Source organism: Sphingopyxis sp., assembly GCF_016704835.1.
Classification (GTDB): domain Bacteria; phylum Pseudomonadota; class Alphaproteobacteria; order Sphingomonadales; family Sphingomonadaceae; genus Sphingopyxis.
Genome location: NZ_JADIZJ010000001.1, coordinates 1,175,198 through 1,185,976 on the forward strand (window position 1 = coordinate 1,175,198; position 10,779 = coordinate 1,185,976).

The window sequence follows — 10,779 nt, forward strand, 5'->3', positions numbered from 1 at the left end:
GGACCAGAGATGCTGCGACGGATTTTGCTGGGATTTCTGCTGTTGCTCGTCGTCACCGCCGCGTCGCTGGCGCTGTGGGAGCCGCTGACGGCCGAAGCGCCCGAAGCGACGGTTTTCAAGCCGACCGACGTTCGCATCGCGCGCGACAAGTTCGGGGTGCCGCATATCTTTGGCAAGACCGACGCCGATGTCGCTTATGGCGTCGCCTACGCCCATGCCGAGGATGATTTTGCGACCTTGCAGGAAGTGCTGGCGATGACGCGCGGTCGCGCCGGCGCAATGTTGGGCGAGGATGGCGCGAAGATTGATTATGCCGCGGCGCTGCTTGATGTGCGCACGACGACGGCGCGCGACTGGCCGCGGCTGCCCGCCGATGTGAGGGCGCTGTTCACCGCCTATGCGGCGGGGCTCAACCATTATGCCGACAAGCATCCCAGCGAGGTGCGACTGTCGGGCTTGTTCCCGGTGACCGGCGAGGATGTTGTCGCGGGTTTCGTGCTGCGCTCACCCTTTTTCTTTGGGCTCGATTCGGTGCTCGGATCGCTGGTCGAGGGCAAGCCACTGAACCGCGAGGGCGGCCCAGCGCTCGACGCGTCGGGCAAGATCGTCCCGCGCGCCGACACCCCGGTGGGCAGCGATCCGGCCGCCAACGGGTCGAATGGCATGGCGGTCGCGCCGGCGCGCTCGACCGATGGCGCGACCCGGCTCGTGTCAAACTCACACCAGCCGTGGACCGGCGGCGTCGCCTGGTACGAACTCGTCGTCCATAGCGAAGAGGGCTGGGATTTTGCGGGCGCCAATTTCCCCGGCTCGCCCTATCCCTTCCTCGGTCACAACAAATATCTCGGCTGGACCAACACGGTAAACCGGCCGGACCTGATCGACGTGTACAAGCTGGTGCTTGACGAGAGCGGCGAGAAATATCGCTACGATGGCGCGTGGCGCCCGCTCGAGGAAAAGCGCGTCTGGTTGAAGGTAAAGTTCGGCCCGTTCGTGCTGCCCGTCCCGCGCACCATCTATCGATCGGTCCATGGCCCGGTGGTGAAGAATGCCAAGGGCGCCTTCGCGATCCGTTACGCGGGGATCGATCAGTCGGCGATGGTCACGCAATATTACCGGCTGAACAAGGCGAAGGATTTCGCCGAATGGCGTGCCGCGATGGCGGGACAGGGGGTGCCCGCGACCAATTTTATCTACGCCGATGCGAAGGGCAATATTGGCCTGTTCTACAATGCGATGTTCCCCGACCGGCCCGATGGCTTCAACTGGCGCGGCGTGCTGCCGGGCGATAATTCGGCCGCGCTATGGACCCAGACGCTACCGTTCGATCGTGCGCCAGCGCTGGTCAATCCGCGCTCGGGCTATGTGATGAACGCGAACAACACGCCGTGGGTCGCGGCCGGCCCGGGTGACGAGCTCGACGCAGCGGCTTTCTCACCGCTGCTGGGGGTCGAGGACGACATGACCAACCGCGCGACGCGGCTGATCGATCTGTTCGAAGCATCGAGCCAGATCGACGAGGCGCGGTTGAAGGCGATCAAATATGACACCGCCTATGCGAAAACAGGTTACGCCAAGGCCTGGATCGATCGCTTGCTGTCGCTGAACCTCAAGGATGATCCGGCGCTGGTCGAGGCGCAGAATTTGCTCCGTCGCTGGGACTGGAACCTCGACGGCAAGGGCAAGGGCGATGCGCTGGCGCTGATGGTGCTGCGCCCAGCGAACGGCAGCCATTACCAGCGGCGAGCCGGACCCGACCCGCGCACCGTGCTGGCCGAGGCAGCGGCGCATCTGCAAGACCATTTTGGCGGACTGGACCCGAAACTTGGTACGGTGCTGCGGCTGCGCCATGGCGAAGGCGCTTATCGGATCGACCTGCCGCTCGACGGCGGCAACGATACGGTGCGCGCGTCGACCCTGTGGGATGCCGAACCCGATGGGCGGTTGAAGGTGCGCCACGGCGACAGCTTCATCATGTTCGTCACTTGGGACAAGCAGGGCGCGGTGCGATCGGAATCGATCCAGCCGTTCGGTTCGGCCACGACGCGTCCCGAAAGTCCGCATTACAACGATCAGGCGCCGTTGTTCGTGCGCCACCAGCTGAAACCGGTACTGTTCGACCCGGCGGCGCTGAAAGCAAGCGGGGCGCGCTTCTATCGGCCTTGAAAGCCGTCAATGCCTGTCCTAAACCGTTGATACAGTGCCGTCCGGCACCCGATTTCATGCAGGCCCGCTCGCGTCTGCCACTCTGTCCAAGAGGATGTCCATGCCCCGTTTCCATCGTTTCGCCCTCGCTCTGGCGGTGACCACGTCGCTAGTCGCCGCCGGTCCTGCGCTCGCCAAAGCCAAAGCCTTCAATCCCGCCCCGATCGCCGATCTGGTGAAGGCAATCGATATTCCCTACGAAGCCTTCACGCTCGACAACGGGTTGCGCGTGATCGTGCACGAGGATCGCAAGGCGCCGGTCGTCGCGGTGTCGGTGTGGTACCGCGTCGGGTCGAAGCATGAGCCGAAAGGCAAGACGGGCTTTGCCCATCTGTTCGAACATCTGATGTTCAACGGGTCGGAAAACTCACCCGGCGATTTCTTCGAGCCGCTGCAACAGGTCGGCGCGACCGACAGCAACGGCACGACGAATGTTGACCGTACCAATTATTTCGAGACCGTGCCGACCGGCGCGCTCGACCGCGCGCTGTTCCTCGAAAGCGACCGCATGGGGCATCTGCTCGGCGCGGTGACGCAGGAAAAGCTCGATAACCAGCGCGGCGTCGTCCAGAACGAAAAGCGTCAGGGCGACAACAACCCGTATGGGCTGCTGCGTTACGAAATCTTCGAAAATCTCTTCCCGACCGGGCACGCCTATCACCACAGCACCATCGGTTCGATGGCCGACCTCAATTCGGCGAGCCTCGATGACGTCAAGAAGTGGTTCAGTGACAATTACGGCCCGAACAATGCGGTGCTGGTACTGGCGGGCGACGTCGACGTTGCGACCGCCAAGGCCAAGGTGCAGGCGTGGTTCGGCGACATCCCGCGCGGCCCCGCCATCACCGCGCCCCAAACCACCGTCCCGACCTTGCCCGCGCCGCTGGCGAAAGAGGTCAAGGATCTGATCCCGACCCCGCGCATCTATCGCATGTGGGCGATCCCCGGGCTAAACGATGCCGACGGCGTGCCGCTGCAGATGGCGACCGCGGTCCTCGGCGGACTGTCGTCGTCGCGGCTGGACAATGCGATGGTTCGCACCGACCCCGTCGCGGTGAGCGTTGCCGCCTTTGCCCAGACCTTTGAAGATGCCGGCATTCTGATCATTCAGGCTGATGTGAAGCCGGGCACCGACGTTGCAGCGGTCGGCAAGAAGCTCGACGAAGAAATCGCCAAATTCCTGGAGACCGGGCCGACCGCTGACGAACTGCAACGCGCCGCAGCGAGCTATCTGGGCGGCACCATCGCCGGGCTCGAATCGGTCGGCGGCTTTGGCGGGAAGGCGGTGACGCTGGCCGAGGGCGCGCTCTATTCGAACGATCCCGCTTATTACAAGGTCGAGCTAGACCGGATGGCGAAATCGACCCCCGCGCAGGTCACCGCAGTCGCGCGCAAATGGATGTCGCGCCCGGCCTTCTCGCTGACCTATACCCCCGGTGAACGCACCGAAGGCGGCGAGAACCGCGGGGGTGCGGTGACGGCGGGCAAGACGACCGAAGCGGTTGTGCCCGACCGTTACTGGAACCCGGCGCTCGGCGACTTCGGTCCCGACACGGGCATCGGCAGCGCCGCATCGATTGCCGATCGCTCGCAATTGCCCGCGGTTGCCGACCTCACCGCGCTCGATTTCCCCGCGATCGAGCGCACCAAGCTCAAAAATGGCGTCGAAGTGGTGTTCGCCCGCCGCACGACGGTGCCGACGGTCAATGTCGCGGTCAGCTTCGATGCGGGCTATGCCGCCGATCCGCACAGTGCACTCGGCACTCAGTCGCTCATGCTCAGCCTGATGGACGAAGGCACCACGAGCCTCAATTCGATCGCCTTTGCCGAAGCGAAGGAACGTCTCGGTGCGCAGATCGATGCGACCGCCAATGCCGACGAAACGGTGTTCAGCCTGTTCGCGCTCAAGCCCAATCTTGGCGCCTCGCTGTCGCTGCTCGCCGACTATATCCGCAACCCGGCGTTCGATGCCAAGGAACTCGAACGCGTTCGCGCGCAGCAGCTCAACCGGCTGAAGGCCGAACTCAACAATCCGAACGCCATCGCGTCGCGCCTGATGGCGCCGATGCTCTATGGCGCCGACCATCCCTACGGTATTCCGCCGTCGGGGCTGGGCGATGCCAAGGCTGTGACCGCGGCGACGCGCGACCAGCTGGCGGCCTTCCACGCTGCGTGGATCCGTCCCGACAATGCCCGGGTCTTCGTCGTCGGCGACACGACGCTGGCCGAGGTGAAGAAACAGCTCGATGCGACGCTGGGCCAGTGGAAGGTGCCGAAGACGGCGAAACCGGTCAAGAATTTCGACATCGCGATCCCGGCACCCAAGCCGCGCATTCTGTTCTTCGATCGCCCCAAATCGCCGCAATCGGTGATCCTCGCGGGCAAGGTGCTCGAAGCCAAGGGCGGCGACGAGCTCGAAGTGCTGCGCTCGGCCAACGACATTTTCGGCGGCAACTTTCTGTCGCGCTTCAACACCAATTTGCGCGAGACGAAGGGCTGGTCCTATGGCGTGCGCAGCCGCATTTCGGGGGAAACCGACCGGCTGAGCTGGGTCGCGGTGGCGCCGGTGCAGGCCGATCGAACCGGCGATTCGATCAAGGAATTGCAGAAGGACCTGAAGGGCTTTCTCGCCGACAAGGGCGTGACGAAGGAGGAGCTCGAGCGCACCATCAACGGCAGCGTCCGCGAATTGCCGGGCAGTTTCGAAACCTCGGCCGATGTGCTGGCCGGGCTGCGCAATATCGTCAAATTCTCGCGCCCAGACAATTATTACGAAACGCTGCCCGCCACCTATGAAGCGATGACTGCCGCTGAAATCGATGCTGCGGCGCGCAAGGCACTGAGCACCGACGATCTGGTCTATGTCGTGGTCGGCGACGCGGCGGTCGTCAAACCGCAGCTTGACGGATTGGGTTTGACGGTTGAAACAGCGACTCCAATTAATTAACATTGATTTCAGTAAGGAGAGCTTCGATGTCCGTAGATGGCAGCTATGATTGCATTACCAAGTCGCCGATGGGCGATCAGAAATCGGTGTTCACCGTCACGAGCGACGGCGACAGCTTCAGCGGTCAGAATGCCGGCGCCATGGGCGCGCTCGATGTCGAGAACGGCAAGGTCGATGGCAACAAGCTGACCTGGACGATGAACATGAAGGTGCCGATGCCGATGACGCTCGAATGCGAAGCGACGATCGACGGCGACGCGCTTACCGGCACGATCAAGGCCGGTGCGTTCGGATCGATGGCGATGACGGGCACCCGTCAGGGCTGACCCTTTCGTCAGAAAACCGTGTAGGGCCGTTCCGCGAGGGACGGCCCTTTTGCGTTGCATAGCAATGCTTTTTGCCTTGGGGGTGTTCAAAACGGCGGCTTGAGGGCATAGGCTGCTGCGATGCACAACCCGGCCCCACCCCCCAAGCGGACCCTGCCGGGTGAACGCGAAATGGTGGTCATGATGGCGATGGTGATGGCGCTCAACGCGCTCGCCATCGACGCGATGCTGCCCGCGCTGCCTGCGATTGGCAAAGGTCTTGGCGTTCTTGTCGCCAACGACCGGCAATATGTCATTTCACTCTATCTGCTTGGTATCGGCTTCGGCTCGTTGATTTACGGCCCGCTCGCCGACCGTTTCGGACGCAAGGGCGTGCTCGTCCCGGCGCTTTTCGCCTATGTCGCCTTTTCGATTGGCTGCGGACTGGCGACCAGCTTTTCGATGCTGCTCGCGCTGCGCTTTGGTCACGGTCTGGTCAGCGCCGCGCTTGGCGTGATCGTCGTCGCAGTGATCCGCGACCTGTTCGCAGGCGATGCGATGGCGAAGCGGTTGTCGCTGATCTTCCTCGTGTTCATGATCGTGCCGATCATTGCGCCGACGATTGGCGCCGGGGTCGCGGCTGTCGCGGGCTGGCGTTCGATCTTCATCGTGCTCGCGGTGATGGGGCTCGTCATGATCGGCTGGCTCCGCCGCCTGCCCGAAACGCTCGTCCCCGGCGATGTTCGACCGCTCGACTGGCGGACGATGGTGAGCGGCTGGGCGACGGTGACGCGCCATCGGCGCGCAGCGGGTTACATGATCGCGTCGGGGATGATGCAGGGCGCGCTCTATGGCTATCTCAACAGCAGCGAGCAGATCATCGACGAAGTGTTTGGGGCGCAGAGCTGGTTCCCGCTCATCTTCGCCTGCGTCGCGGTCGGGATCGCGATCGCCAATTTCTCGAACGCCGCTATCGTCGAGCGTTTCGGCGCGCGGCGGGTGTCGCAGACCGCAGTCTTTGCGTTCATGGCGAGTTCGATCGCGCAGATTGTCGCGGCGTTGAGCGGCGCCGAGACCCTGTGGATGTTCACCGCGTTGATGATGGTCAATGTCGGCCTGATCGGTTTTATCGGCAGCAATTTCGGCTCGATCGCGATGGAGGATTTCGGCCATATGGCCGGGGTCGCCTCTTCCTACCAGAGCTTTGCCAAGACCTTGCTGGCAGCGGTCGTCGGCGCGCTGATCGGCCAGCAATATGATGGCTCGACACTACCGCTCGCCTGCGCGTTTCTGATCAGCGCAGTGGTCGGCCTGGCGTTGGTGTTCTGGGCCGAGCGCGGCAAGCTGTTCACCCGGCCCGGGACCGCGCCCAAAACGCCGTTCTGACAAACGAAAAGGCCGCCCCGACGAATTGCCGGGACGGCCCTTAAGTTCGTGACACTCTGCGTCAGTTGATCGGGGCGTGCGGCTCCAGATCATCCTCATGCACTTCGACGATGCCGCGGCCCAGATGGCTGCGACTGCGGCTGTAGAGGAAGTAGATTGCCAGCCCGACAGCGCCCCAGACGGGGAGCACGATCATGGCCTCGAATGGCAAATTCAGGAACAGGAACACAGTGCCCGCGATCGTGAGCGGACCGATCAGCCACAACGCCGGTGTCTTGAACGCGCGCGGCGTGTTGGGCGCCGTTTTGCGCAGGATCATCACTGCAATGGCGACCATCATAAACGCATAGAGCGTGCCGGCATTGGCGATGTCGGCGAGCTTGCCGACCGGCAGGAACGCAGCTGCAAAAGCGACGGCCACACCCGTGATCGCGGTGATCACATGCGGGGTCTTCCACTTGGGATGCACCTTGCTCCAAGATTCGGGTAGCAGACCGTCGCGGCTCATCACAAAAGCGACCCGGGTCTGGCCAAACAGTAGGATAAGGATGACCGACGGCAGCGCCACGAAGGCGGCAATGCCGAGCATGTTGCCGACCCCCGACCAACCGATCTGGCGCAGCACATGGGCCAGCGCTTCGTTCGAGCAGACAAGGGGTAGGGTGTCCGCGGCATAGGTTGCGCACTGACGCGCCAGTTCTTCAGACCCGGCCGGAAACGGAATACCATTCGGACCCATGATCGGTTGACCGCCAACGGTGCCGACAGCACCGGCCGCGACGAGGATATAGAAGACAGTGCAGAAGAGCAGTGAGCCGATCAGCCCGATCGGCACGTTGCGCTGCGGATTCTTGGTTTCCTCGGCCGCGGTCGAGACCGCGTCGAAGCCGACATAAGCGAAGAAGATCGTTGCCGCGGCGCCGACTGCGCCCAAGCCCGAACCAAAACCGCCGAAGACCCCGGCAGGCAGGAAGGGGTTGAACTTGTCACTCGAAAACTGGTCGCTGGGCAGGGTCAGGACGATGAACGCGGTGAGCGCAGTGACCTTGATCAAAACCAGCACGGCGTTGACGCGGGCGCTTTCGGTGGTGCCGATCATCAGCAGCCAAGTCATGAGCATTGCGATGAAAACAGCGGGCAAGTTAATGAAGCCGCCTTCGACGCCGCCCAGCGCGAGTGGCGCACCCGACAAGAAAGCGGGCAATTGTACGCCCAGAAACTCATTCAATATCGTGCCGGTGAAATAGCCGGACCACCCGACCGAAACAGCGGAGGCGGCCACCGCATATTCGAGGACAAGCGCCCAGCCGACGGTCCAGGCAAGCACTTCGCCCATCGTCGCGTAGGTATAGGTATAAGCAGAGCCGGCGACCGGGATCATCGCGGCGATTTCGGCGTAGCACAGCGCCGCGACGATACAGATCAGGCCTGCGATCGCAAATGCGAGCATCAGGCCAGGCCCGGCCTTTTGTGCGCCGGCGGCGGTCAGCACGAAGATGCCGGTCCCGATCACACAACCGATACCGAACAGCGTCAGCTGGAAGGCGCCCAAAGTTCTGTGGAGCGATTTCTTCTTCGCTGTCGCCAAAATGGCATCTAACGGTTTTACCCGGTCAAGTAGCATATATTGTCCCCTTGTGGCGGCTGATGCCGTCCGTCTCCAGGCTGCGCAGACTAGCCGCTCCGCGCGTCAGCGCAACTTAATTTCAGGGCCAAGGCAGGCGGTTTATCGCACCGTAAAGCGCACCCTGTCGATCATCCGCCCGCCGGGGTCGACCAGTGCTAGCATATGCCCGCCCGGGCGCGGCAAAATCTGCTGTCCGGCGTCGGCGTCGCCGAGGGGTTTTTTGTCGAGGAGCAGCCGGTAGCCAGCGACCGAACCGCTGACGGTCACCGCCAGCCGCTGGCGATCGATCGGGATGTCGGGGTCGAGCGCGTAGACGCTGCCGCTGACCGGGCTGGTGATGCGCGGGCGGCGCGCGGCCTGCGGTGCCGCCGCCATTTCGGTCTGCGCGGTGCCGCGGAGGAAATATTCGCGGCGCGGCGGTTCGCGGGTGCCGGGGAGGGCAATCTGGCGCGCCTCGACGCCGCCCGGCATCTTCGGCGATTTGCCTGGGCTGCCCGCATGCAGCGCAAGCATCACGTCGCGCCAGATGGGGGCGGCGCCCGAGGTGCCCGAGACGGCGCGCATCGAATCGCCCTCAAGGTTGCCAACCCAGACGGCGACGGTGAAGCGGTCGGACCAGCCGATGCACCAGTTGTCGCGCATGCCTTTCGAGGTGCCGGTTTTGGCGGCCGCCCAGAAAGGGAGGCGGAGTGCGCTGTCGGCGCCGAAGGCGTCGGTGCGGGCGGAGGCGTCGGCGAGGATGTCGCCGACGATGAAGGCGGCGGCAGGTCCCACGATCTGGCGCGGCGGAAGTTCACGAAGGTGCAGCGCGGCGTCGAATGTGACGGGTGACCACTTTCCCATATTGGCAAAGGTTCTGAAGGCATTGGCTTGTTCGACGAGTGAAACTTCGGCCGATCCGAGCGCCAGACTGAAGCCGTAGTATTCGCCGTCCTCGACGAGGCCATGATAGCCGAGCGCCCAGAGGCGGTCGCGAAATTGCTGGACGTCGTCGATGACGAGGGCGCGGACCGCGGGGACGTTGAGCGAGCTGGCGAGCGCGTGGCGGACGCTGACCGGGCCTTTGAAGCTGTGATCGTAGTTTTTGGGGACATAGAGCCCCGAGGCGGTGTCGAGCTGGACCGGGCTGTCGTCGAGGATCGAGGCGGCGGTGAGCCAGCCATGTTCGATCACCTGCGCGTAAAGATGCGGTTTGAGCGTCGATCCGGCCTGCCGCCGCGCATTGGCACCATCGACCGACGCGGCGGTCGATTTGAGCCCGACGCCGCCGACATAGGCGAGTACCTCGCCGCTGGCATTGTCGAGCACCACGACGGCGCCGTCGCGCACGCGGTCGGAGCCGAGCCCGGCGAGTTGGCGGCGCAGCGCGACGATCGCGGCCGTCTGGATGCGGCGGTCGATCGTGGTGGTGACGCGCTTGCCGGGTTTGTCGAGCAAGCGGACGGCAAGATGCGGCGCGAGCGCAGGGTCGAGCTGCGCGGCGCGCTCGCCCGAGACGAGGGTTGCGGCGGCGGCGCGGATCGCGGTGCAGTCGCGGGTTTGGGCGACGCGGCAGGCGCGGCGACCAAGCGCCTCGGCGCCCGCGGTGGGATTGGGGAGCAGGCCGGCGAACAAGGCCGCGTCGGTGCGGGTCATGTCGGCAGGGCGCTTGCCGAACAGCGCGCGCGCGCCCGCACCGATCCCCTGCGCTTCGCCGCGAAGGGGAACGAGGTTGAAGTACGCCTCGAGCATTTGAGGATGCGACCATCGGGCCGCGAGCGCTTGCGCTGCGCGCATCTGGCGCAGCTTGGTTCGCCAGTCGCGCCTGCCGGGTTGCGCAAGACTGGGGTCGAGGAACGCGGCGAGTTGCATCGCGAGGGTCGAGGCGCCGCGCGAGCGGTCGCCCGTCCAGCGCGCGCGGATCGCGCTGGCGGTCGCGAGCCAGTCGACACCGCCGTGCGACCAGAAGCGCCGATCCTCGCTTTGCACGACGGCGGTGCGGACGGCGGGGCTGATGGCGTTCAGCGGCACCCAGGCGAGGCGGCGGCGTTCGAAATTGATGCGCTCGCTGTCGAGCAATTGGCCGTCACGGTCGTAAAGCCAGGCTTCGCTGGGCTGCCAGTCGCCTCGGACGGCAGCGTAGGCGGGCATCGGTGGCGGCTTGGTGGCGAGGTGGACGGCGGTGCTGAGGATGAGCGCGCTGAGGGCGAGCCAGGCGAGGATGTGGGGCCAGCGGCGTTTGCGGGGAACGCTAGCCCCGTCTCCTCCTATCTTCGTCATGCTGAACTTGTGACGAGGTTTGGATTTTGCCGGCATCCCCCAATTCCCGT

General features: G+C 64.3%; 6 protein-coding genes. 4 read left to right on the forward strand and 2 right to left on the reverse strand.

Annotated features, from left to right (window positions below):
• Positions 1-9: 9 nt before the first annotated feature.
• The 4 genes from IPF76_RS05830 (at position 10) to IPF76_RS05845 (ending at position 6,843) form a co-directional block, all read left to right on the forward strand.
• Positions 10-2,166 (forward strand): acylase, encoded by a 2,157-nt coding sequence (locus tag IPF76_RS05830; protein WP_293840826.1) that lies wholly within the window; start codon positions 10-12, stop codon positions 2,164-2,166.
• A 100-nt stretch (positions 2,167-2,266) separates the two neighbouring features.
• Positions 2,267-5,152, forward strand: coding sequence for a pitrilysin family protein (locus IPF76_RS05835; protein ID WP_293840829.1), 2,886 nt, complete (start codon positions 2,267-2,269; stop codon positions 5,150-5,152).
• Positions 5,153-5,178: 26 nt separating this feature from the next.
• Positions 5,179-5,478, forward strand: coding sequence for a hypothetical protein (locus IPF76_RS05840; RefSeq protein ID WP_293840832.1), 300 nt, complete (start codon positions 5,179-5,181; stop codon positions 5,476-5,478).
• A 120-nt stretch (positions 5,479-5,598) separates the two neighbouring features.
• Positions 5,599-6,843, forward strand: coding sequence for a multidrug effflux MFS transporter (locus IPF76_RS05845; RefSeq protein WP_293840835.1), 1,245 nt, complete (start codon positions 5,599-5,601; stop codon positions 6,841-6,843).
• Positions 6,844-6,904: 61 nt separating this feature from the next.
• On the opposite strand, the gene IPF76_RS05850 is transcribed toward IPF76_RS05845, so the two are convergent.
• Positions 6,905-8,467, reverse strand: coding sequence for an amino acid permease (locus tag IPF76_RS05850; protein WP_293840838.1), 1,563 nt, complete (start codon positions 8,465-8,467; stop codon positions 6,905-6,907).
• Between the two features lie 102 nt (positions 8,468-8,569).
• Positions 8,570-10,729: a penicillin-binding protein 1C gene (gene pbpC, locus IPF76_RS05855; protein ID WP_293840840.1), complete on the reverse strand. Its 2,160-nt coding sequence runs from the start codon at positions 10,727-10,729 to the stop codon at positions 8,570-8,572.
• Positions 10,730-10,779 lie beyond the last annotated feature (50 nt).